This is a genomic window from Nocardiopsis sp. NPDC101807, from assembly GCF_044766605.1.
GTDB lineage: Bacteria > Actinomycetota > Actinomycetes > Streptosporangiales > Streptosporangiaceae > Nocardiopsis > Nocardiopsis tropica.
In genome coordinates, this window is sequence record NZ_JBIWMK010000002.1 from 105,129 (window position 1) to 128,237 (window position 23,109).

At 75.0% G+C, this 23,109-nt stretch carries 16 protein-coding genes; 10 read left to right on the top strand and 6 right to left on the bottom strand.

The annotated features are described in order from the left end of the window. The first annotated feature begins 153 nt into the window (after positions 1 to 153). Positions 154 to 972 carry a siderophore-interacting protein gene (locus tag ACIRPH_RS05625; RefSeq protein ID WP_402909734.1) on the top strand — a complete coding sequence of 273 codons (819 nt, stop codon included), beginning with the start codon at positions 154 to 156 and terminating at the stop codon, positions 970 to 972. A gap of 66 nt (positions 973 to 1,038) precedes the next feature. On the opposite strand, the gene ACIRPH_RS05630 is transcribed toward ACIRPH_RS05625, so the two are convergent. Next, on the bottom strand, positions 1,039 to 1,344 hold the full coding sequence (locus ACIRPH_RS05630; protein ID WP_402909737.1) for a hypothetical protein: 306 nt from the start codon (positions 1,342 to 1,344) through the stop codon (positions 1,039 to 1,041). A 404-nt stretch (positions 1,345 to 1,748) separates the two neighbouring features. Between ACIRPH_RS05630 and ACIRPH_RS05635 the strand changes: the two genes are divergently transcribed. Beyond that, the gene (locus ACIRPH_RS05635) at positions 1,749 to 2,210 is read left to right on the top strand and encodes a GNAT family N-acetyltransferase (RefSeq protein ID WP_402909740.1); all 462 of its coding nucleotides are present in this window, start codon (positions 1,749 to 1,751) and stop codon (positions 2,208 to 2,210) included. 150 nt (positions 2,211 to 2,360) lie between these two features. Next, positions 2,361 to 3,203, top strand: a complete 843-nt coding sequence (locus ACIRPH_RS05640) for an aminoglycoside 3'-phosphotransferase (protein ID WP_402909743.1) — start codon at positions 2,361 to 2,363, stop codon at positions 3,201 to 3,203. Between the two features lie 187 nt (positions 3,204 to 3,390). Here ACIRPH_RS05640 and ACIRPH_RS05645 read toward each other — a convergent pair whose 3' ends face one another. Continuing rightward, positions 3,391 to 4,284, bottom strand: coding sequence for a LysR family transcriptional regulator ArgP (locus ACIRPH_RS05645; RefSeq protein ID WP_402909745.1), 894 nt, complete (start codon positions 4,282 to 4,284; stop codon positions 3,391 to 3,393). A 72-nt stretch (positions 4,285 to 4,356) separates the two neighbouring features. On the opposite strand from ACIRPH_RS05645, the gene ACIRPH_RS05650 reads away from it, so the two are divergent. The 5 genes from ACIRPH_RS05650 to ACIRPH_RS05670 all read left to right on the top strand — a co-directional run bounded on the left by ACIRPH_RS05650 (position 4,357) and on the right by ACIRPH_RS05670 (position 11,884). Then, the gene (locus tag ACIRPH_RS05650; RefSeq protein WP_402909748.1) at positions 4,357 to 4,977 is read left to right on the top strand and encodes a LysE/ArgO family amino acid transporter; all 621 of its coding nucleotides are present in this window, start codon (positions 4,357 to 4,359) and stop codon (positions 4,975 to 4,977) included. 240 nt (positions 4,978 to 5,217) lie between these two features. Then, positions 5,218 to 6,396 (top strand): L-rhamnose isomerase, encoded by a 1,179-nt coding sequence (gene rhaI, locus ACIRPH_RS05655; protein ID WP_402909750.1) that lies wholly within the window; start codon positions 5,218 to 5,220, stop codon positions 6,394 to 6,396. Further along, positions 6,384 to 8,483 (top strand): bifunctional aldolase/short-chain dehydrogenase, encoded by a 2,100-nt coding sequence (locus ACIRPH_RS05660; RefSeq protein WP_402909752.1) that lies wholly within the window; start codon positions 6,384 to 6,386, stop codon positions 8,481 to 8,483. Before rhaI ends, ACIRPH_RS05660 begins: the two co-directional genes overlap by 13 nt. Next, positions 8,480 to 9,985, top strand: coding sequence for a rhamnulokinase family protein (locus ACIRPH_RS05665; RefSeq protein ID WP_402909754.1), 1,506 nt, complete (start codon positions 8,480 to 8,482; stop codon positions 9,983 to 9,985). Before ACIRPH_RS05660 ends, ACIRPH_RS05665 begins: the two co-directional genes overlap by 4 nt. A 501-nt stretch (positions 9,986 to 10,486) precedes the next feature. Next, entirely contained in the window at positions 10,487 to 11,884 is a 1,398-nt protein-coding gene (locus ACIRPH_RS05670) for a condensation domain-containing protein (protein ID WP_402909757.1), read from the top strand. A 129-nt stretch (positions 11,885 to 12,013) separates the two neighbouring features. On the opposite strand, the gene ACIRPH_RS05675 is transcribed toward ACIRPH_RS05670, so the two are convergent. Further along, a complete protein-coding gene (locus ACIRPH_RS05675; RefSeq protein ID WP_402909759.1) occupies positions 12,014 to 13,669 on the bottom strand; it encodes a protein kinase in 1,656 nt (551 codons plus the stop codon). A 109-nt stretch (positions 13,670 to 13,778) separates the two neighbouring features. Further along, the gene (locus ACIRPH_RS05680; protein WP_402909762.1) at positions 13,779 to 14,483 is read right to left on the bottom strand and encodes a hypothetical protein; all 705 of its coding nucleotides are present in this window, start codon (positions 14,481 to 14,483) and stop codon (positions 13,779 to 13,781) included. 365 nt (positions 14,484 to 14,848) lie between these two features. Here ACIRPH_RS05680 and ACIRPH_RS05685 point away from each other — a divergent pair, with 365 nt between their 5' ends. After that, positions 14,849 to 16,078 (top strand): hypothetical protein, encoded by a 1,230-nt coding sequence (locus ACIRPH_RS05685; protein ID WP_402909764.1) that lies wholly within the window; start codon positions 14,849 to 14,851, stop codon positions 16,076 to 16,078. Beyond that, positions 16,075 to 17,010 carry a carbohydrate kinase family protein gene (locus tag ACIRPH_RS05690; protein WP_402909767.1) on the top strand — a complete coding sequence of 312 codons (936 nt, stop codon included), beginning with the start codon at positions 16,075 to 16,077 and terminating at the stop codon, positions 17,008 to 17,010. The genes ACIRPH_RS05685 and ACIRPH_RS05690 overlap by 4 nt, the downstream gene beginning before the upstream one ends. Position 17,011: 1 nt before the next feature. On the opposite strand, the gene ACIRPH_RS05695 is transcribed toward ACIRPH_RS05690, so the two are convergent. Both ACIRPH_RS05695 and ACIRPH_RS05700 read right to left on the bottom strand, forming a co-directional pair. Continuing rightward, the gene (locus ACIRPH_RS05695) at positions 17,012 to 19,156 is read right to left on the bottom strand and encodes a tetratricopeptide repeat protein (protein ID WP_402909770.1); all 2,145 of its coding nucleotides are present in this window, start codon (positions 19,154 to 19,156) and stop codon (positions 17,012 to 17,014) included. A gap of 586 nt (positions 19,157 to 19,742) precedes the next feature. Continuing rightward, positions 19,743 to 22,874, bottom strand: a complete 3,132-nt coding sequence (locus ACIRPH_RS05700) for a tetratricopeptide repeat protein (RefSeq protein WP_402909772.1) — start codon at positions 22,872 to 22,874, stop codon at positions 19,743 to 19,745. Between the last annotated feature and the right edge of the window lie 235 nt (positions 22,875 to 23,109).

The following is a 23,109-nucleotide window of genomic DNA, read 5'->3' on the forward strand; positions in this document are numbered from 1 at the left end:
GTCGGCCGTACCCCGCGAGCCGCCCCCGGGCGAGGAGTGGGGTTTAGGCAAGGCTAGCCTCATCGGTGTTCGGAGGCCGGGCGCCCGAGCCTCCCGCGCCCGTTCCCGCCGCAGTCCCCGCCCCGAGCGGAACGACCCCACCGAGGAGAAGCAGTGACCACCCCGACCCACGAGCGCCGCCTCCAGAGGTACCCGCTGAAGCCGCGCGTCCTCGAAGTGACCGACGTCGAACGCGTCACCCCGCGCATGATCCGCGTCCACCTCGGAGGACCCGACCTCGCCGGGATGGAGAGCGCCAACTTCGCCGACCACGTCAAGCTGTGGTTCCCCAACGACGAGGGCGGACACGTGCTGCCCGTCGTGGAGGACGACCGCTGCCTGAACTTCCGCGCCCCCGGCGTGGTGTTCCGCGACTACACCGTCCGCGCGCTCGACACGAGAGCCCAGCGCCTGACCGTCGACTTCGTCGCCCACGACCACGGACCGGCGGGACGCTGGGCGCAGGCCGCCGGACGCGGCGACAAGCTGGGCGTGCTGGGCCCCCGCGGCACCGCCTGGATCAGCGGGGAGTTCGACCACCACGTGCTGCTGGTGGACGAGACGGCGCTGCCCGCCGCCGCCCGCTACGTGGAGGAACTGCCCGCCGACGCCCGCGTGTTCGCGTTCTTCGAGGTGGCGGACGCCGGTGAGGAACAGGAGCTCGAAGCCCCCGCCGGTGCCCGGATCACCTGGCTGCACCGGGGCGGGGCCGAGCCCGGCACCACCGACCTGCTGCTGGAGGCCTTCCGCGCCCTCGAACTGCCCGAGGGGGACGGGTTCGTGTACGCCGCCGGTGAGGCGGGCACCCTCAAGCCGATCCGCCGCCTGCTCAAGGAGCGCGGGTTCGTCCGCAACGCGACCTGCGAGGTCGACGGCTACTGGCGCCGGGGCACCTCCAACCTCGACCACCACGAGGAGGACGACGACGAGTAGGGAGGCCCGGGAGGGCGGACACGGGATCCGTGCCCGCACCCCGGCGGGCGGCGCGCGGGGCGGGCCTCACCCGGTCCCGCGCACCCGCAGCGGGACGAGCATCGCCTCCCGGACCCGCCGCCAGTCCACGCCCCCCAGACCTGCCACGCCGAGGTCCTCGGCGACCGCCCCGACGCTGTGCAGGTCGTGGTCGTCGACCAGCTCCCGGCCGCCGTCGCCGTCCCTGTGGTCGCGCACCAGACCGGTCACGTACCGGCGCAGGGCCTCCTCACCGGTGATCGCCGCCGAGCGCGCGGACTCGTGCCAGCGGGCGTCGTGGGGGAGCCACGCCGAGATGACCTCGGTGGGACTGGGGCGCTCGTGCATCCTCATGCAGGGAAGCTAGCAGGGGGAGGCCGGGACCGCGTCCTTCCCGGGGCGCGAAACCGCAGGTCGGAGCCGATTGGGTCGGGCCGAATCCCGGTGTGCGCGGGGTCGCGGCCCGTCCCTTCCGCGCGGGGGCTCGGCCCGGCCGCGTCGCTCACCCGTCCTTCCGCGGCCCGTCCCTGCCCTCCCGCGCGCGGGAGGCGGGAGGGCGGTCACCGCGGGCAGGACCGGGGACCGGTTCGGCCAGGTCCCTTCCGCGCGCGGAAGGGCGGGGGCTCGGGCCTGCCGGGGCCGCCGGCGTTCGACCGGCCGTCCGCCCTGCTGCGGGGGGCGGGACCGCGACACGCCGGGGAGCGCCGCCGCCGGGGTGGCGCCGGCGGCCGGATCGGGCCGGTCGGTACCGTGCCGTCATGCTGATTCGTCGTGCCCTGCCCGGTGACGGCGCGGGGATCGCCCGCCTGATCGTGCGCGCGGCCCCGCATTTCGAGGTGAAGGGGTACCCCGACGGCGAGTGGCCCGAGGGGATGGTGGTCCTGGTCGCCGTCGACGGCGACGCCGTGGTCGGCTGGATCGAGGGGATCCTCGACGGGGCCTACACGGGCCCCGGCGCCCCGGTGCCGCCGCCCCACGGGTACGTCCTGGCCCTGGTGGTCGACGCGGCGTGGAGGCGCCGGGGGGTGGGCACGGGCCTGCTGGACGCGTTCGTGGCCGTGGCGGGACGGTCGGGCACACGCTGGGTGTTCCTGAAACCCGAGGAGGGCGAGCACGTCGAGGAGCGCGTCGCCTTCTTCGAGCAGGCCGGGTTCTCGCCCGTGCACGACCCCGCGGAGGCGTGGCCGCCCATGGGGCGGCGGACCCACGAGGGCGGGTAGGCCGGAGCGCCGGCCCCGGCCCGTGGACCGGGGTCCCCGCCGGGGACGCGCCTCCGCCCCGCGCGGGGCGAGCATCAGGAACCGCAGGTCCCGGAGCCCCGCCGCCGACGCGGTTGGCGCGGGGCCGCCCCGAAACCTACGCTCGGATCCATGACGGACGCGACGGGGGCCATCGAACGCGCGACGGGCGCCGTCCGGCGGGAGACCGTCGGACTCGGCCTCTCGGGTGCGAGGGTCCTGCGCCTGCTCGACGCCCGGGGGCGACCGGTCGCGTTCGTCAAGCTCGTCGACGACGCGGCGGGCCGCCTCGCCGGCGAGCTCGCGGCGGAGACCGCCCGCCTGGAGTGGCTGGCCCGACTGGGGGCGCCGGTCCCCGAGGTCCTGGGCGCCGGCACGGGCGACGGCGGGTCCTGGCTCGCCACGCGGGCGCTCCCCGGCCGTCCGGCCTCCGACCCCTGGCCCGAGGGGGAGCGGGACTCCGTCGTGGACCGGCTCGCCCGCGCCGCCCGGGAGCTCCACGCGACCGCCGCGGACGACGCCCCCTTCGACCGGTCCCTGTCGTCGGTGCTCCCGGAGGTCCGCGAGCGCGTCGACTCCGGACTGGTCGACAGGTCGTGGGAGCTCGCCCGGAGGGAGGGCCCTCCGGCCGCGGCCGTGCTGCCGGAGCTGGAGAGCGCGGCCGACGCCCTCGGCGACGGGCGGCCCGCGGTCTCCCACGGCGACTTCTGCCTGCCCAACGTGCTGGTCGCGGAGTCCGGCGGGCACGGGTTCGTGGACGTCGGCCGCGCGGGCAGGGCGGACCCGCACTCCGACGTCGCGGACATGGTGCGGAGCCTGCGCAGCCGCAGGAACCCCCAGTTCGGCCCCGCCTCGGCCGAGAGGTTCCTGGACGCGTACGGCCGCGACCGGATCGACCCGGAGCGGCTCCGGCTGCACGACCTCCTGGAGAGCTTCTTCTGGCCCGTGCCTGAGGAGAACGGCCCCCGGGGCTGAGTGCCCCGTCCGGCCGGGGCGACCGCGTTCCGCGGCCGAGGCCGGGGCCCGGGCCGGGCGCCGACAGCCCCGTGGCCGGGGAGGCCGGACCGCCCCCGGCCGGGCCCCTCCGGGGCGTGCCTGCGGGCGGGGGACGCTCCGTGCCGGCGCGCGGCGCGTGCCGCCGCCCGTCCCCCGGCGGACCGGGTCAGAAGGGGTGGAGGCGGGCCGCCGCGCCCGCGCGGACGGCCTCGGAGATCCGGTCCAGCACGGGCGACCTCAGGTTCCACCGCTGCCAGTACAGCCGCACGTCCACCGGGTGCCCCGGGGCCAGTTCCACGAGCCGCCCGGCCCCGATCTCCGCGGCGCACTGCGACTCGGGCACCACACCCCACCCGAACCCCAGCAGCACCGTCCGGGCGAAGTCCTCCGACGCCGGGATGTAGTGACGCGGGCCCGACGGCTCCCGCCCCGTCGTCTCCCGTACGAACCTGTCCTGGAGGTCGTCCCTGCGGTCGAAGTTGACCACCGGCGCCCCGGGCAGCAGTTCCGGGTCCGCGCGCCCGCCCAGGTGGCGTGCGTCGAACTCCGGACTGCACACCGCCCGGTAGCGCATCGTGCCGAGTCCCGCCACCGCGCACCCCTGGACCGCCTCCGGGGTCGAGGTGACCGCCGCCATCACCGTCCCCGACCGCAGCAGCGACGTGGTGTGCTCCTCGTCCTCCCGGTGGATCTCGAACACCGCGTCCGCCCCGGGGCTCGCCTCCGCCAGCGCGTCCAGGAACCAGGTGGACAGGCTGTCGGCGTTCACCGCCAGCGGCACCGACACCGGCTCCGCCCCGCCGCCCGTGCGCAGCTCGGCGGCGGTGTCCGCGTCCAGGAGCAGGACCTGGCGCGCGTAGCGCAGGACCACGTCCCCGGCGTCGGTGGTGCGCACCGGGTTCGTCCGCCGCACCAGGACCTTCCCCGTGCTCTGCTCCATCGCCCGCACCCGCTGGGACACCGCGGAGGCGGTCACGTGCAGCCGCCGCGCGGCCGCCTCGAAGGTGCCCTCGTCGACCAGGGTCGTGAGGGTGCGCAGGTGGTCGAACTGGAACGGCATCTTAAGCCTCTCTTAAGGGATCCAAGAAACTTTAGCTTTACTGCACGCCCGCCCCGTCCTAGCGTTTCGACGGTGAACGAGACACTTCTCCCCGCCCTGCTCGGGTTCGGCACCGGGCTCGCGCTCATCGTGGCCATCGGCGCGCAGAACGCCTACGTCCTGCGCGTCGGCATCGACGGCCGCCCGGGCACGGTCCTCCCCGTGGTGCTGGTCTGCGCCCTGTCCGACGCGGTGCTCATCACCGCCGGGGTCCTCGGCGTCGGCGCGGTCCTGGGGGCCGCCCCCGGCCTCGTCGCCGCCGTCCGGTTCCTCGGCGCGGGGTTCCTCGTCGCCTACGGGCTGATCGCGGTGCGCCGCGCGCTGCGGCCCGGGGCGCTCGTGGTCGGCGGCGCGGCCCGGGACGGCCGGAGGGCCGCCGTGGCCACGGCGCTGGTGCTCACCTGGCTCAACCCGCACGTGTACCTGGACACGGTCGTCCTCCTCGGCTCGCTCGCCAACCAGCAGGCCGGCGACGCCCGCTGGTGGTGGGCGGCCGGCGCGGTCACGGGAAGCCTCACGTGGTTCTTCGCCCTGGGGTTCGGCGCGCGGCTGCTGCGCCCCCTCTTCGCGCGGCCCGGGGCCTGGCGGGTCCTGGACGCGCTCATCGCCGCCCTCATGCTGACCCTCGGCGTCCGGATGGCCCTCGGCGCCTGAGCCGCCGCCCGCCCGCCGACTGCCAGCCCCGGCGGCCCGGACCCCGTGGTCCGGGCCGCCGTCGTCGTCTCGGCGTTTCTGTTTATAAAACGTTTCAAGGCCGTGTGTGTGCACGTCACACCCCATGTCTTCGAGGGATATTGACACGCGAGAAGAGCTGGAGGTAGTTTCAGCGAAACCTGAGTGAAACGATTCAATGAGGCCGGTCCGACCGGCAGGTCCCCCGAACGGAGCCCCACCGTGGCAGCACCCTCCGACCGCCGCGCCGACGCCCTGGCCGTCCTGCGGCGCCAGCACATCGAACTCCCCTCCTGGGCCTTCGGCAACTCCGGCACCCGGTTCAAGGTGTTCGCGCAGCCGGGGGTCCCCCGCGACCCCTGGGAGAAGATCGCCGACGCCGCCCAGGTGCACCGGCTCACCGGCGCCGCCCCCACGGTCGCCCTCCACATCCCCTGGGACCGGGTCGACGACTACGCCGCGCTCGCCGCCCATGCACGCGAGCTGGGCGTGGGCATCGGAACCGTCAACGCCAACGTCTTCCAGGACGACGACTACCGGCTCGGCAGCGTCACCAACCCCGACCCCGCGGTCCGGCGCAAGGCGGTCGACCACCTGCTGGAGTGCGTGGACGTCATGGACGCCACCGGCTCCCGCGACCTCAAGCTGTGGTTCGCCGACGGCACCAACTACCCCGGACAGGACGACCTGCGCGCGCGCCAGGACCGCCTCGCCGAGGCGCTGTCGGAGGTCTACGACCGGCTCGGCGACGACCAGCGCCTCCTCCTGGAGTACAAGCTCTTCGAGCCCGCCTTCTACGCCACCGACGTCCCCGACTGGGGCACCGCCTACGCCCACTGCCTCGAACTCGGCGAGAAGGCCGTGGTCTGCGTCGACACCGGCCACCACGCGGCGCACACCAACATCGAGTTCATCGTCGCGTTCCTGCTCCGGGCCGGCAGGCTCGGCGCCTTCGACTTCAACTCGCGCTTCTACGCCGACGACGACCTCATGGTCGGCGCCGCCGACCCCTTCCAGCTGTTCCGCATCATGTACGAGGTCGTGCGGGGCGGCGGGACGACCGAGGACGCCGGCGTCGCGTTCATGCTCGACCAGTGCCACAACATCGAGCCCAAGATCGCCGGACAGATCCGCTCGGTGATGAACGTCCAGGAGGCCACCGCCAAGGCCCTGCTCGTGGACGCCGACGCGCTCGCCGCCGCCCAGCGCGAGGGCGACGTCCTCGCCGCCAACGCCGCCCTCATGGACGCCTACGCCACCGACGTCCGGCCGATGCTCGCCCGGATGCGCGAGGACCGGGGGCTCGAGGCCGACCCCATGGCGGCGCACGCCCGCTCCGGCTACATGGAGCGCGTCACCGAGGAGCGCAGGGGCGGGACCCAGGCCGGGTGGGGCGCGTGAGCGAGCCGGACGCACCCACCGACCACAGCACCCCTCAGGGAGACAGCACCGTGCCCGACTCCGTCGTCGACCAGCTCATCGCCCGCAGCAACGCCCTGGGCGCCGACCCGCGCAACACCAACTTCGCCGGTGGCAACACCTCCGCAGCGGGGACCCGGACCGACCCCGTCACCGGACGGCCCGTCGAACTCCTGTGGGTCAAGGGCTCCGGGGGCGACCTCGGCACCCTCACCGAGGACGGCCTCGCCGTCCTGCGCCTGGACCGCCTGCGCTCCCTCGTCGACGTCTACCCGGGCGAGGAGCGCGAGGACGAGATGGTCGCCGCCTTCGACCACTGCCTGTTCGGCAGGGGAGGCGCGGCCCCCTCCATCGACACTGCCATGCACGGACTCGTCCGCGCCGCCCACGTCGACCACCTGCACCCCGACTCCGGCATCGCCCTGGCCACCGCCGAGGACGGCGAGCGGCTCACCCGCGAGTGCTTCGGCGACCGCGTCGTGTGGGTGCCCTGGCGACGGCCCGGCTTCCAGCTGGGCCTGGACATCGCCCGGATCGCCGAGGAGAACCCCGGGGCCATCGGCGCCGTCCTGGGCGGCCACGGCATCACCTCCTGGGCCGACACCAGCGAGCAGTGCCAGGCCAACTCCCTGGAGATCATCCGCACCGCCGAGGCCTTCCTCGCCGAGCGCGGGCGCCCCCGGCCCTTCGGGCCGCCCCTGCCCGGCTACGGCGCCCTGCCCGCCGCCGAGCGCCGCGAGCGGGCCGCCGCCCTGGCCCCCGTCCTGCGCGGCCTGGCCTCCACCGACCACCCCCAGGTCGGGCGCTTCACCGACGCCGACGTGGTCCTGGACTTCCTCGCCGGGGCGGAGCACCCGCGCCTGGCCGCCCTCGGCACCTCCTGCCCCGACCACTTCCTGCGCACCAAGGTCCGCCCGATGGTCCTCGACCTGCCGGCCGACGCCCCCCTCGACGACGCCGTCGCCCGCCTGAGGGAGCTCCACGCGCACTACCGGGACGAGTACCGCGCCTACTACGAGCGCCACGCGGGCCCCGACAGCCCCGCCATGCGCGGCGCCGACCCCGCGATCGTGCTGGTCCCCGGCGTGGGCATGTTCTCGTTCGGCAAGGACGCCAAGACCGCGCGCGTCGCCGGCGAGTTCTACGTCAACGCCGTCAACGTGATGCGCGGCGCCGAGTCCGTCTCCTCCTACCGCCCCATCGAGGAGTCGGAGAAGTTCCGCATCGAGTACTGGGCCCTGGAGGAGGCCAAGCTCGCCCGGCTGCCCCGGCCCAAGCCCCTGGCCGCCCGCGTCGCCCTCGTCACCGGCGCGGCCGGCGGCATCGGCGGGGCCGTCGCCGCCAGGCTCGCGGCCGAGGGCGCGTGCGTGGTCGTCGCCGACCTCGACGCCGACCGGGCCGCCGAGGCCGCCGCCGAACTCGGCGGGGCCGACGTCGCGGTCGGCGTGGCCTGCGACGTCAGCGACGCCGACGCGGTCGCGCGGGCCTTCGAGGAGGCCGCCCTGGCCTTCGGCGGCGTCGACCTGGTCGTCAACAACGCCGGGCTGTCCGTCTCCAAGCCCCTCCTGGAGACCACCGAACGCGACTGGGACCTCCAGCACGACGTCATGGCCAAGGGCTCCTTCCTGGTCTCCCGCGAGGCAGCCCGGGTGATGACCGCCCAGGACATGGGCGGCGACATCGTCTACATCGCCTCCAAGAACGCCGTGTTCGCCGGCCCCAACAACGTCGCCTACTCCGCGGCCAAGGCCGACCAGGCCCACCAGGTGCGCCTGCTCGCCGCCGAACTCGGCGGCCGGGGCATCCGCGTCAACGGGGTCAACCCCGACGGGGTCGTGCGCGGCTCCGGGATCTTCGCCGGGGGCTGGGGCGCCCAGCGGGCCAAGGTCTACGGGGTCGAGGAGAAGGACCTGGGGGCGTTCTACGCCCAGCGCACCATCCTGGGCCGCGAGGTGCTGCCCGAGCACGTCGCCAACGCCGTGTTCGCCCTGACCGCCGGGGAGCTCTCGCACACCACCGGCCTGCACGTCCCGGTCGACAGCGGCGTGGCGGCCGCGTTCCTGCGATGAGCGCCGCCCGCACCCCCGGGACGGGCCCGGCCGTCCACGCCGCCGTCGACCTCGGCGCCTCCAGCGGCCGTGTCATCACCGGCCGCCTGGAGGACGGACGGCTCCACACGGAGGAGGTCGCCCGTTTCCCCAACGGGCCCGTCCCGGTGCCCGAGCGGGGCCGCGACACCCTGTACTGGGACATCCTGTCCCTGTACCGCGGCGTCCTGGAGGGGCTGCGCCGCGCGGCCGGGCCCCACGGCGGCCTGGCGTCGGTGGGCATCGACTCCTGGGCGGTCGACTACGGACTGCTCGACGGCGACGCCGCGCTGCTCGGCAACCCGGTGCACTACCGCGACGCGCGGACGGCGGGCGCCCCCGAACGGGTGTTCGAGCACCTGCCCGCCGCCGAGATGTACGCCGTCAACGGCCTCCAGGTCCAGCCGTTCAACACGGTCTTCCAGCTGGCGGCCGCGTCCGGGGGCGGCCGGCTCGCCGCCCTGGACGGCGACCTGCTGCTCGTCCCCGACCTCCTGGGGTACTGGCTGACGGGGGAGCGGGTGGCGGAGCTGACCAACGCCTCCACCACGGGCCTGGTCGACGTGGACGCGCGCGCCTGGGCCGACGCGTGCCTGGACGTCCTGGAGGGGCCCTTCGGGGTTCCGGTGCGCCGGCTGCTGCCGGGCCTGGTCGAGCCGGGCACCGTCGTGGGCCCCCTGCTCCGGCGGGACGCGGTGGGCGCGGCGGCCGGGGCGCCCCTGGTGGCGGTGGGCTCCCACGACACCGCGTCCGCGGTCGTGGCGGTGCCGGCGGCCACGCCGAACTTCGCCTACGTCTCCTCGGGGACGTGGTCGCTGGTCGGTGTGGAGCTGGACGCGCCCGTCCGCACCGAGGAGAGCCGGGCCGCCAACTTCACCAACGAGCTCGGTGTGGACGGCACCGTCCGCTACCTGCGCAACGTCATGGGGCTGTGGGTGCTCCAGGAGTGCCTGCGCGTGTGGGGCGGGGAGGCCGACCTGGCCGACCTGCTGGAGCGCGCCGCCGCGAAGCCCGCACTGGCCTGCGTGGTGGACGTGGACGACCCCCGGTTCCTGCCGCCGGGCGACATGCCGGAGCGCATCCGCGAGTTCGCGGCGCAGACCGGGCAGGAGCCCCCCGCGGACGAGGCCGCGACGACGCGGTGCGTCCTGGACTCCCTCGCGCTGGCCTACCGGCGGGCCGTCCGCCAGGCCTCCGAGCTGAGCGGAAGGCGCGTGGACGTGGTGCACGTCGTGGGCGGGGGGGCCAACAACGCCCTGCTGTGCCGGCTCACCGCCGACGCCGTCGGCCTGCCGGTCGTCGCGGGCCCCGCCGAGGGCGCGGCCGTCGGCAACCTGCTCGTGCAGGCCAGGGCGGTCGGAGAGGTCCGCGGCGGCCTGGCGGACCTGCGCCGGATCGTCGCCGACTCCACCGTGACGCGCCGCTACGAGCCGAGCGGCCCCGCCGCGCCGTGGCAGGCCGCCGAGCGCCTCCTGCGGGGGTAGGGCGCCGCACCCGGGACAGCCCCCGCCGGGCCGCCCCGGGCCCCGCCCCTCGTGGGCGGAGCCCGGGGCGGCCCGCACGCGCGGGGCCCGGGCCGCCCAGTCTCGTCGGCCCCCGGCCACTCCTCGGGGCGGCCCGCACGCGCGGGGCCCGTCCCGTGCCCCCCGTGGTGCCGCTCCCGGGCGGGGCGCGCGTCTCCCCGGGGCGGTCCGGCGCGCGCGGCCCCTCCGCCGGAGAGGCCGGGGCGCCGAACCCCGGTACGCACGCATCCGTCAAGTACTATGTGTAATAGTGATGTAACTCATGGTTATAATCTTGGGCAAGGATGAGCGGTTCAGCACCGAACCCCGTCCCTGGTGCGAGTGAGCCGCCCTGCCCTCGGCACGACGGATCTCCCTGCCCCCGGCGAAACGGCCCGCTCCCAAGGCCCTTCGACCTCCTGTCGGCCCCGGTGGCCCAGCGCGCGCCAGCCACCAGGCAGCCGACCACAGGAAAGGGCCGTTGTGCTCCAGATTCCCATCGACGAGTTGCGGATCGCGCCCGGGTACGCCGTGGAATGGACGATCGCCTTCCCGACGCACGGGGGCGCCACGGGCCCCGGCCGGCCGCGCCGCCGCGCCTCCTACATCCAGGACAAGCACTTCGCCGTCGCCCGGCACATGGAGCAGGAGGACATCACCTGCCCGTCCTATCTCGGCGGATCGTTCGAGATCCGGGGCCGGCTCGACCGCGCCGCGCTCGAGGCCGCGCTGCTGCACCTCGTACGCCGCCACGAGGTGCTGCGCTGGATCTTCCAGGGGACGGCCGAGGGCCTGGACGTCAGCGTCCTGGACCCGGAGGAGGTCAAGCTCGACACCGTCGACGCGGGCCCCGTGGCCACGTCCGCCGCGGCCCGGGACTACGTGCACCGGTTCCTGCAGGGGACCGACACCCTCCGCGGGCCCTGGTTCGTCATGGGGGCGATGATCGGGGAGGAGGCCACGACCCTGTACTTCGCCTGCGACCACCTGGTGTCGGACGGTGTGTCCACGGCCATCGTCGTGGACGACGTCGCCACCGCCTACGAGGCGCTCTCGGCGGGCCGCCCGGTCGACCTGCCCGAGACCGGCGGCTACGGCGAATTCGCCGCCCAGGAGCGCCGCCGCGGCCGGGCCCTCGGCCCCGGCGACAGCCGCCTGGACCACTGGAAGGGGTTCGTGGAGCGCAACGGCGCCGTGTTCCCGAGGTTCCCGCTCGACCTGGGGGTCGAACCGGGGGTGCTCCACCCCGTCGTCAACGAGGCGCGCACGCTGCTGGACGGGCGCGGGGCCGACGCGCTGGAGGCCCGCTGCCGGGCCGCGGGCAGCGAGCCCACCGCCGGGGTCCTGGCCGCCGTGGCCGTCAGCCAGGCGAAGGAGGGGGGACCGGAGGTCTACCGCGGGCTCCTCCCCGTCAGCCGCCGCAACCGCGTCGCCCACGCCCGCAGCATGGGCTGGTACGTCAACACGCTCCCGGTCGAGTTCTCCGTGGCGGGCGGAGGGGACTTCGGGGAGGTCGTCTCCCGGGCGCGGGCGGCCCTGCTGGCGATGCTGAGGAACGTCAACGTCCCCTTCGACCGGGCCGTGGAGGTGATGACGGCACAGGGGGCCGAACCCAGGAGCTGGCCCTACCCCGTCAACTTCTTCTCCTACCTCGACTTCAGGAGGACCCCGGGAGGGGCGAGCCACGTCGCGCGCAAGGCGTGCGGGCACGTGTGGGGGTCGCACAGCGACGGCATCTTCTTCTGGTTCTACCGCAACCACTCGGGACTGCACGTCAACACGGCCTTCCCCGACACCGCCCGGGCGCGGGCCACCACGGGCGGGTACCTGCGGACCCTGGAGCGGACGCTGGAGACGGCCGTCCGCGACGGCGCCTTCTGACCCGGGGGCGGCCCCGCGCGGCGCCTCCGGCCCCGGGCGGCCCGGGGCCGGGGGAGGGGCGGGCGCCCGCCCCTCCCGGAGCACCGGCGGGCGGGGAGGGACCGTGCGCGGGCGGGAGGGGCCGACCCCTCAGAAGCGCCGGTCGGGGGGTTCCGTCACGCTCCGCCACTCGCCCAGGAGCGCCCGCGTCCGGTCCGTGTCCTCGTGGTCGGGCCCGAGCACACGGGCCTGGTCGGAGAGCAGCGTGAGCAGCTGGCCGACCGCCCCGTGCGGATCCCCGGCCCAACCGCTCCAGTGGGCGACGTAGGCGCGGCACCGCAGGGTCTCGGCGTGCTCGGGCCCCAGCACGCGCAGCATGTCGTCCAGGAGCGAGCGCAACGCCGCGAGGGCGCCCGCGCGGTCCCCGCCGGAGGCCTCCCACTGGACGACCCTGAACCGCAGGGCCAGGGTCTCGGGGTGGTCCCCGCCCAGCACACGGGCATGGTCGCGCAGCAGGGGGACGGCCACCCGCAGGGCGCGGTCGTGCCCGTGCACCCGGTCGACCAGGAGGGCGGCGTGCCGCCGCGTCCGCAGCGTCTCGAGGTGGTCGGGGCCCAGCACCCGCTCCGTCTCCACCAGCAGCGCCTCGTACCCGTGCTGAGCGTCCTCCACGTCGCCCCGCGCCCCCGTCCAGTGCGCGATCTCCCGCCGGGTGGACAGCGTGCCGTGGTGGTGCGGCCCCAGGACGCGCAGCTGTTCCAGCAGCAGGGCGCGGTAGGCGCTCAGGGCGGAGGCGGGACCCCCCGCCTGGGCCGAGGCCCGGGCCCTGTCCTCCAGCACGGTGAGCGCGTCCGACCGGGTGCCGGGGGCGGCGGTGTCGGGGGGCGGCAGCGGTGCGGGGGAGCCGGTGGGGGGCGCGGTCCCCGGCTCCGGGACCCCGGCCCTCGGGGAATCCGCCTCCGGGCCGGGTCCGGCCAGGTGCGGCGGGGGCCACGCCCCGCTGAGGTCGTCGTCCCCGAACAGCGAGAGGATCTCCGCCGGCGCCGGCCGGGCCGCGGGGTCGTGCCGCCAGCAGGCGGCGACCAGGTCCCGCAGCGGGCCGGGCACGCCCTCGGGCTCGGGGGCCGGGCCGATGAGCCGCCGGATGACGGCGGGCACCGACGGCGCGGCGAACGGGTTCGTGCCGGTGGCGGCGTAGGCGAGCACCGTCCCCATGGAGAACACGTCCGAGGCGGGGCCCACCACCGCGCCCTCGGTCTGCTCGGGGGACATGTAGGAGGGGGTGCCCACCGGCATGCCGGTCATGGTCACCCGGGCGGCGTCGGGGGCCCGGGCGATGCCGAAGTCGATGATCCGCGGGCCGTCGGAGGCGAGGATGATGTTGTCGGGCTTGAGGTCGCGGTGGATGAGCCCGCAGGCGTGGATGGCCTCCAGGCCCTCGGTGAGCCCCGCGGCCAGGGCGCGCAGAGCCTGCTCCGGCAGAGGGCCGTGCTCGCGCACCGCCCGGCCCAGGGAGGGGCCGGGGATGAACGCGCTCGCGATCCAGGGCGACTCCGCCCCGGGGTCGGCGTCCACCACCGGAGCGGTGTGGAACCCGCCCACGCGGCGGGCGGCCTCGACCTCGCGGGCGAACCGGGCCCGGAAGTCCGGTTCGTCGGCGTACTCGGTGAGGACGACCTTGACGACGATCCTCCGGCTGGCGGGGGTGAGGGCGAGGTACACGCGGCCCATACCGCCCGCGCCCAGGCGGTGCGTGAGCCGGTAGCGGCCGACGCGCCGGGGATCGGTCGGGTGGAGTGGTTGCACTTTCCGTCGGCTTTCCGGACGTGGGGACAGGAAGGGGGCGCGAAGGATTATCCCAGTCCGCGCGGGCGTCCGCTCCCCTCCGCCGTCCCGGGGCGCGGCCCCCGGCCGATCAGCCCCGCAGGCCGTCGGGCAGCGAGCCCAGCCCCGAGGCGAACTCCCAGCGCTCGGCCTCCGACAGGACGGCGTAGACGGGTTCGTCCCGCCGGTTCGTGTCCGCCTCGATCCGTTCCCGCAGCGGGCCGCCGGTCAGCTCCCGGACCTCCTCGACGGACAGGCCCTCCGCCGCCCACGCGGCACGGTGCGCGTCCCCCCGGTGGTGGCGCAGCGCGCTGAGGCGGGAGGTCAGGACGAGGGCGGCGCCCGCCCCCTCGGGCTCGTACGGCGGGGACATCGCGCCGAACGCCGGACCCCCGGTGGCCGCCCCGGCCTCCAGCAGGCGCCCGGTCAGCTCGCACAGCCGCTCCACCGATACCCGGTTCGGGGGGACGCCGACCGACCACAGCTCCTCGGCCGCGGCGCCGACGACCTCCTGCACGGCCAGGGCGACCTCCCGGCCCAGCGGGGTGAGCGTGCGGGTCCCGTCGGCGTCCGTGTCCGCGATCTCCGGGGCGATGGGCTTGCGGACGTACACGGACGCGGCCGCGAACGCCGCGGCGCCCATCGGACGGGCCAGCAGCCCGGCGTACAGGCTCGTCTCGAAACCGGGGTCCCGCCCCCACCGGTCGTAGAGGGGGAGCAGCCGGGGGAGCGCGAGGGCGCGCACGCCCATGTGCACCCGGTCGATGACCGGCCGGACCAGACCCGCGTAGCTCATCGGCGTCCTTCTGCGTGGATGCGGACGTGACGCGCGCCATGCTGCCACACGGGCGGCCGGGCCCGCAGCGGAACGGCCGTGCGGCGGGCCGCTCGCGGGCGCCCCGCCCGAGGGCCGACCGGCCCTCCCGCCCGGGGCTCACGCGCGGACGGCATCCGCCCCGCCCCGCCCGGGGCGGCGCGGTGCTCGGGCCCGGGGGTCCCTCCCCCCGGCCTCCGCCGTGCCCGGCGTCCAGGGGGATCAAGCGCCTGTCCAGGGTCCTGTCCAGACCGTGTCGAAGCGCCCGTCCACCGGTGTGTCCGGTCCCGGGCCCCACCTTCGAGTCCGGGCCCGCACGGCGCGGGCCGCGACGGAAGGAGAGACCAGTGCAGGAATGGGTGCAGACCCCCATCGGTCCGGAGGCCGGGACGTGGACCACGTGGCCCGGCGAACGCCGTGTCCTCGCGGTCGTGCGCACCGTCGCCGACACACAGCGGCTCCTGGACCCGCTCGCCACCCTGGCCCCCGACCCCCGTGTGCAGGTCGTGTTCGCCATCGACCCCCGGTCGCAGTTCGGCGCCGGGGTGGCGGCCCTCCTCGCCGGGCTGGGCGCCGTGGTCGTGCCGTGGGAACAGGCCCTCCACACGCGCTTCGACCTCGCCCTGGCCGCCAGCGTCGGCCGCGACCTCGACCGCGTCCACGCCCCCGTGGTGCTGTTCGCGCACGGGGTCGGGTTCAACAAGTACGTCCCCGTCGCCGGTGCGGGGGAGCGCGCCGTCGCCCGGGGCACCTACGGCCTCGGGCGCGACGGGCTGGTACGCGGCGGCAGGCTGGTGGTGTCCCGGCTGGCGCTCGCCCACCCGGACGAGGAGCGCCGTCTCGCGGCCTCCTGCCCCGAGGCGGTCGACGCCGCCCGCATCGTGGGGGACGCCGCGGCCGACCGCGTCCTGGCCTCCCTGGACCTGCGGGACCGGTGCCGCGAACAGCTCGGGCTGGGAGGCGGTGACCGGCTCGTGGTCGCCGCCTCGACCTGGGGCCGGGCCTCCCTCGTGGCGTCCCGGCCCACGGTGCTGTGGCGCCTGGCGGCGGAGGCCCGCAGGGAGGGGTGCCGGGTGGCGCTCCTCCTCCACCCCAACGTCCGGGCGGCGCACGGCGCCTGGCAGGTCCGGGAGTGGTTGCGCCCCTGGGCCGAGGCGGGCCTGGTCGCCGTCCCCGCCGAGGCGGAGTGGCCCAGCGTGCTCGCCGCCGCCGACGCCCTCGTCGGGGACCACGGGTCCACCACGGTCTACGGCACCCTCACCGGGCGCCCCGTGTCGCTCGCGACGGGCGGGCGCCACGACGTCGACCCGGCCTCGCCCATGGGGGAGGCGCTGCTGACGCTCCCTTCCGTGGACGAGGACTCCCCGGTCCTGGGCCAGATCCTGCGCGAGGTGACCGCGGGCGAGGAGCAGGCCCTGGCGTCGATCGCCTCACGGACCACCTCGCACCCGCGCCGGTTCGCCCACCGGGTGCGGCCGGTGCTCTACGAACTGCTCGGCCTGCGCGAACCCGCGTCCGCGCCCGCCGTCCGCCCCCTGCGCCCGCTGGGCCTCGACCTCCCCGGGGGGCGGGCATGACCGCGCGACCGCGAATCGTGGTGGCCGGCGTCGCGAACCTGTGCACGGCGGCCGACGTGGCGACGACCTCTCCCGCACGGGCCGACCACCGCGGTTTCACCGACCGCATGGTCACCGGGGTGAGCGGTGTCGGCGCCAACGTCGCCTCCACGCTCAAGCGCCTGGGCGCCCGCGTGGACCTGTGCACCCTGGTCGGCGACGACGACGCCGGACGCGCCGTGCGCGCGGGGCTGGAGCGCGAGGGCCTCCTGGGCCCCGGCTGCGTCCGGGCCCGGGCCACCCCGCTCTCCGTCAGCCTGGTCGGCGCGGACGGCCGCCAGCTCTCCTACTCCTACCTCGACTGCCTCACCGGGGCGACCTTCCCCACCGGGGTCTTCCTCGACCTGGTGCGCGGAGCGGACCTCGCGGTCCTGACCACCGCCGGCTTCGCGCGACCGCTCATCCACCACGCCCAGCGCGCCGGTGTGCCGATCGCGGTCGACGTCCACGTCATCGCGGACGTCCACCGCCCCGAGCAGAGGGCCTGGCTCCACAGCGCCGACATCCTCTTCTGCTCGCACGAGCGCCTGCCCTGCCCACCCCGCGAGTGGATCCGGCAGGTGTTCGACGCCTATCCCGGCTGCGCGGTCGCCGGGGTGGGCCGCGGTCCCGACGGCGCCATGGTCGGTCTCAGGGACGGCACCCTGGTCGGCGCCCGGACCGAACCGCCCCGGGCGCCGGCCAACACCGTCGGGGCGGGGGACACCCTCTTCGCGAGCTTCCTGTACGGCTGGGTCTGCGCGGGCAACCCCGTCCGGGCACTCCACGACGCGGTCCTGCACGCCTGCTGGTCGATCGGGGACCTCTTCCCCAACGGCGGCCGCCTGTCGGGGGAAGAGCTCCGGGAACTGGCCCGCGCCCACCCGGTCCGGGTGGACGTGGGCCGCTGGTGAGTCAGGGGCCCTCCAACCCGGCCAGGCGCTGCCCGACGCGGATCCCGGCCGGGTCATGGGGCGGGAGGAGGCGCAGGGCCTGTTCGTACAGGTCCCGCGCCTCGGCGGCGTCGCCCCGGTTCTCGGCGAGGCCGCCGAGGGCCTCCAGGGCCTCGGCCTGCCCCGAGGCCGACCCGTGCTCCCGCATCACCGCCAGCGCCTCGCGCAGTTCCCGCCGGGCCCGGTCCGGCTCGGCCAGAGCCGTCAGCGCCGAGCCGAGCACGATGCGTGCCCGGGCCCCGTTGTACGGGTCCTCCGCGAGGAGGGGCAGCGCGCGGTGGAGGAGCGGCAGCGCACGCTCCGGCCCGCCGTCGGCCAGGTGCGCCTGGCCGAGCATGAACAGGGTGACCGCCATGTTGTGCCCGTCGCCGGTCCGCTCGTCCATCACCAGGGTCTCCCGGAGGTGGGCGATCGCCTCCGGGATCCGCCCCGTCCGCAGGCAGAGGGCCCCGCGCTGCTGTCGTGTCAGTGCGATCCGCTTCGGGTCGCCGAGCTCGTGCCAGAGGGCCTCGGCCCCCTCGAGGTCGGTCAGGGCCTCCTCCGGCCGTCCGAGCTGACGGTGGCCGAGGGAGCGCTTGTTCAGCAGGCGGCCCTCGGTCCGCCGGTCGCCGAGCTCACGCGCCGCCCGGACCGCCGCCGTCGCCGCCCGGAACCAGAGAGCGGCGTGTCCGCGGTGGAGGAAGAGCGGCCACAACCCCTCCACCAGGCGCACCGCCAGGGCGGGGCGGCCGTGGGCGGCGGCGTGCTCGGCCAGTGCCGCCAGGTTCTCCCGCTCGGCGTCCAGCCAGGCCAGGGCCCCGGCCGCGTCCTCGAAGGGTGAAGGTGCGTCGGCGTCCGGCGGGGTCCCCGCGTAGGGCCGCAGGACGGCGTCGGCTCCCACCGAGACGTCGCCGAAGGCCGTCAGCAGCCTGCGGACGGCTTCCGCGCGGTCCCCGTCCGACTCCTCGGTGCGGGCCCGGTCCGCCGCGTGCAGGCGAAGGAGGTCGTGGAACCGGTACCGGCCCGGGGCGTGCTCCGAGAGCATGGCCTGGCGGGCCAGGTCCGCCAGCAGGATCTCGGCGTCCTCCTCGGAGCAGTCGAGCAGACGGGCGGCGGTCAGCGCGGTGGCGTCCGGGCCCGGGTGCCAGGACAGGCGCCGGTACAGCCGTGCCGGGCCGGGGGCGAGCATCGCGTAGGAGACGTCGAAGGCGCCTTGCACGGACATGTCCTCCCCGAGTCGCTCGCTGGCCGCGCTCAGCCTGGTCAGGCGGTCCTCGGAGTCCTGGAGTTCGCGCTCGACCCGCGTCCACGAGCTCCGCCGGTACACGCTCTCCCCGACCGCGACGGTGCACATGGCCACGGGGAGCCCGGCGCACAGCTCGACGACCCGGCACATGGCCGCCTGGTCGGCCTCGCCCGCGGCGGGACGTCCGCTGAGCCGGGTCAGGAGTTCGACCCCGTCGTCCTCGGGCAGCGGTGGGACGTCGACGAAGTCGGCGCCGTGGAGGCGCAGCCCCGCCAGGTGGACACGGGTGGTGACGATGACGGTGCCCTGGTGCCCGCCGGGGAGCAGGGCGCGGACCTGTGCGGCGGAGAGGGCGTTGTCCAGCAGCAGGGACACGCGCGTGTTCGCGGTCGCCGACCTCCACCACGCGGCCCTCGTGCCGAAGTCCGCCGGGACCGAGCGCAGGTCGCCCTCCATGGACAGCAGGAGGGCTTCGAGCAGTTCGTGGGGGTCGGCGGGCGGGCCGGGACTGAAACCCGCGAGGTCCACGAACAGCTGGCCGTCGCGCCCCAGGTCGGCGTGGGCGTGGAGGAAGTCGGCCGCCAGGGCGGACTTGCCCACGCCGGCGGGACCCGTGACGACGACCAGGGCGTTGCGCGCGCTGGCGTGGGCGCGGGAGACGGCCGTCGCGATCTGGGCGGACTCGGCCGCCCTGTCGACGTAGACGGCCGGGGGCGCGGGCAGCTGGCGGGGCACGGCCCGGGGCGGGGGAGCGAAGACGTGGATGCCGCCGTGCACCGTGCCCGCCTGGACGGAGGTTCCGGACACGTGTCCCTGGACGCGGTTGCCGTGGGGGGAGGTACCGGCGCCGGGGCGGCGGTCGGGGGGCGGTGGTGAGTCCATGTTCCTCCCGGGTCACAGGGATGCGGACCGCCGCAGGAGACACGGAGAGTTCGCGGAAATCGGATATGTCACCGAGTGTCATGCTGTTCCGCGAGGAGTTCAAGGCGTCTCCTGCCTGAAAAAGAGTAGAGCAGTTCCGTGCGTGAATATGCATGCCCGGATGCACGTGCATGCGCATGAAACTTTCTTTCAGTGGATCTTGTGGACATGCCCTGAAATGCGAGAAAGCCCGCCGTGGGGCACGGCGGGCTTCGTGGGGCTGCTGTTTTTCGGAACTACTGGATAATCTGCAAGGGGAGGTTTCCTGTGTTGCAGATCACAGCCCATGTCATGGTATGAAAAGCCGCGGCAGTACTTATTGCGAGTACTGTAAGTCTCTTCATTGTTCCTCCTGTAGGAGGCCCCTGCCTTCTCCTTGGATGGGTGTGCATGGGCCTGCCGTTGGTGCAATGAGGCAGGGTGCTCCGGTCCACTGGGGCACCCTGTTCACGTGCATGGCGAACTACGCGAATGCGAAAGGTGGAGTGCTTCCCGAAATGGGGGGTGCATTTACCCTAGTGGAGGATGCGGTGTGGTGGGGCTGTTGTTACCCCGCGGCCTCCAGGAGCGAACGGACCACCGCTGCCTCGGGGGCGGCCAGCTCCTCGTAGAGGTCCGCGGCCTGCCGCAGGTGGTCCCGGCCCTCGTCACCCTGTCCGAGGGAGCTCAGGTGCTGGCCGAGTGCGTGGTGGGCACCGGCCCGGTGCTTGCGCAGGCCGTGGCGGGTCGCGGTCTCGATCGCATGCCGTAGGTGGCGGGTCGCCTCGGAGGGGGCTCCCTCGGCCTGCTCGACGGACGCGAGGCCGAGGAGGGTGTCCACGGCGACCATGGGAGGCGCGAACTCGCGAAGCCGGAGGCAGCGCAGGAAATGCCCCCGGGCCTCCTGGTACCGGTCCAGCATGAGGTGGGCCGTGCCCATCGTGGCCAGCGCCGAACTCTCCGTCCAGGGATCGTGGAAGCGTCCCAGGCTCGCCAGGGCCTGACGGAGACACTCGACGGCCTGCTCGGGACGGTGCCGGTGCAGGGCCAGGTCGGCCATGTTGGTCCACGCCACCGTCAACCTACGATCGTCGCCCCTGCTCCTGGCGGCGTCCAGCACCGCTTCGCACAGATCCCAGGCCTCGCGGTGGTAGCCCAACTGCTGGAGCGCCCCCGCGAGGTTCATCCGGGCGTCGAGCAGGCCGTCCCGGTCGGGTGAGCGCTCCAACAAGGAGATGACGTCGCCGAAGTCGGCGACGGCCTCGTGGTAGGAGCCCGTCATGTAGTGGCACAGACCCCGGAAGTGGAGAACGAAGACCAAGCCGGGCCTGTGCCGACGTGTCTCGAAGGTCTCCAACGCGCTCTCCAGGCACGAGAGGCTCTGCTCGTACCGGCCGGAGACGAAGTGGAGCATCGCGTGCTGTGCGACCCCCCAGCTCTCCCCGAGCGCGTCCCCCAGGCCCGCCCACCGTTCCCGGGCGGCGGTGCTGTGCCGCAGAGCCCGTTGGACCTCCCCGGCGCGGCGCAGGGCCCGGGCGAGGTCGAAGCCGGCGCGGGCCGCGCCCCGGGCGCTTCCCCGCTCCAGGTGCCAGCACAGGGCGTCCTCGTGCAGCTCCGGCGCACTGTGCCACGGACCGTGGACGTCGAGGTGCTCGGCGAGGACGTGCGCGAGCTCGGCCGCGACCCCTCCCGAACCGTGGGCCCGGGCGTCGCCGATCACGGTGAGCACGGTCGGCAGCTCGTTCCGCAGCCACGTCTGCGCCTCCTCCGCGGTCCAGGGAGCGATCCCCGCGCGGGTCTCCTCGGAGTCCAGCCCCTGCCGGTGGGGGTACAGGCTCAGGTCCGCCCTGCGGCACCCCTCCAGGTAGGCGGCGTGCATGCGCGCCCGGGCGGCCCGGACCTCGTCCTCGGGGAGGGTCCCCAGCGCGGAGTTGTACGCGTGGACCTTGATCAGGGCGTGGACCCTGAAGCGGTCGGGCTCGTGCTCCTCGACCAGGCTCGCGTCGACCAGTTCGTCCAGTGAGCGCCGGGAGGCGTCCTCGCCCCCGCCGATCAGCGCCGTGGCGACCCGGGCGCAGACGACGCGTGTGGGGTGCAGCCCCAGGAGGAGGTAGGCCGCGCGCGCCTCGGGGCCGAGGGCGCGCAGGGACAGGTCGAACACCCGGGCCATGTCGAGCTGGCCCACGCGGAACGCGCTCAACCCGCGTTCGCCCACGTGCGGCAGCTTCCTGAGCATGTCGTCCAGCGTCCACGTCGGGTGCAGGCGCAGCAGGGTCCCGACCAGGCGCATGGCGAGGGGGAGGCGTCCGCAGCGCGTGATCACCTGCCGCATCACGTCGGACTCGCTCTCCTGCACCGCGCGGCCGCCGGCGGCGGAGAACATCTCGACCGACTCGGCGAGCGAGGGCAGGCCGAGGGGGAGGCGTTCCACGTCCTCGATCCGGGGGAGCTGGGACCGGCTCGTGATGATCACCGCGCACCTGTCCCCGGAGGGCAGCAGGGGCGCCACCTGCTCCGCGGACGCGGCGTCGTCCAGGATCACCAGCGCGCGCATGGAGCGGGTGTGCTCGCGCCACAGGGCGGCGAGCTCGTGGGAGCTGTCGGGGATGTGCTTGGCGGGCAGGAGCAGGAGGCGCAGCAGTTCGGTGATCGCCTCCTCCGGGGTCCGGGGCGGGAGCCGTTCGTGGTTCCCGCGCAGGTCCACGTGGAGGGTCGCGTCCGGGAACCCGTCCTTGGCCAGGTGTGCCGCGTGCGCGGCCAGTGTGCTCTTGCCGATGCCGGGCATCCCGCTGATGACCCATGTGCGGGGCAGGTTCGCGTCCGCCTCCCGCAGGCGGGAGGTCAGCAGGAGGAGTTCCCGTTCGCGCCCGCGGAAGCTCTTCGTGACCCGGTCGAGGTTGTCCGGCCGGGGGGCGGCGGTCCCGCCCCGGTCGGAGGGGGCCTCCCCGGCGCCGATCGGCGAGGTGTCCTGGAGGAGCCGCCGGAACTCGCGTTGGAGCGCGTGGGAGGGGCTGGCGCCCAACTCCTCCGACAGGCGCGACTGGAGGCCCTGGTACGCCATGAGCGCCTCGGTGGTGCGGCCCGTCGCCCTCATGGCGCGGAGCGCCCACAGGTGCAGGGCGTCGTTGAGCGGGTAGCGCGCGAGGACGTCCTGCAGCGTCCGGGCGACCTCGGCGGCGCCGCCCGTGTCCAGGGCGAGCGCGGCCCACTCCGCCAGCGTCTCCTGGTGGGCGCGCTCCATCGACAGGCGCATGTGCTCGATCCACCTGCCGGGCAGCCCCGACAGGGGAACGCCCCTCCACAGGCGCAGCGCCTCCTCCAGGCAGGAGCGTGCCGCGCGGTGCTGCCCCGACTGCCTGAGGGCGGAGGCGCGCGCACGCGCGTGGGTGAGGCGCCGCCAGTCCACGGCCTGGGGCGGCAGGTGGAGGAGGTAGCCGCCGTCGCCGTGCGTGAGGACCGTGCGCTCGATGCCGACCGCCTCCAGGCGGCGGCGCAGCCGGGTGACGTACGTGTGCAGCGTGGCACGGAAGGAGGCGGGCGGGGAGTCGTCCCACAGCCTCTCCGCCAGTTCGCGGGCGGACAGGGGGCGCCCGTCGGCGAGCGCGAGGTGGACGACCAGTTCCCTCTCCTTGCCCGCGCCGAGCCTGACCTGGTGGCCGTCGGCGCTGAGGCGGACCTCTCCGAGTACGTTGAGCTGCACCACCGTGTCCTTGCCGCGAAGTACTCCCCTTGCGCATGTTCGCACATTGCCGTTCGGCGAAAAAGATTTTATGGAGAGCTTTTTCGCCGCCGGTGGGATTTTTGTGTAATGCCATCCCAGTGCACGTGCATATTCCCGGGATAATGTCAGTGCTCGTGGTGGCGGGGTGACTGTGATGGTCCGGATGCGGCTGGTGGGGATGGATTCCCCTTTATGTTTCGCTGGTGCCGGGGTT

Coding starts and splice junctions, on each gene's coding strand:
- ACIRPH_RS05630 (WP_402909737.1), bottom strand. CDS start 1,344: ATGAGGATGCACGAGCGCCCCAGTCCCACCGAGGTCATCTCGGCGTGG.
- ACIRPH_RS05635 (WP_402909740.1), top strand. CDS start 1,749: ATGCTGATTCGTCGTGCCCTGCCCGGTGACGGCGCGGGGATCGCCCGC.
- ACIRPH_RS05640 (WP_402909743.1), top strand. CDS start 2,361: ATGACGGACGCGACGGGGGCCATCGAACGCGCGACGGGCGCCGTCCGG.
- ACIRPH_RS05645 (WP_402909745.1), bottom strand. CDS start 4,284: ATGCCGTTCCAGTTCGACCACCTGCGCACCCTCACGACCCTGGTCGAC.
- ACIRPH_RS05665 (WP_402909754.1), top strand. CDS start 8,480: ATGAGCGCCGCCCGCACCCCCGGGACGGGCCCGGCCGTCCACGCCGCC.
- ACIRPH_RS05680 (WP_402909762.1), bottom strand. CDS start 14,483: ATGAGCTACGCGGGTCTGGTCCGGCCGGTCATCGACCGGGTGCACATG.
- ACIRPH_RS05690 (WP_402909767.1), top strand. CDS start 16,075: ATGACCGCGCGACCGCGAATCGTGGTGGCCGGCGTCGCGAACCTGTGC.
- ACIRPH_RS05695 (WP_402909770.1), bottom strand. CDS start 19,156: ATGGACTCACCACCGCCCCCCGACCGCCGCCCCGGCGCCGGTACCTCC.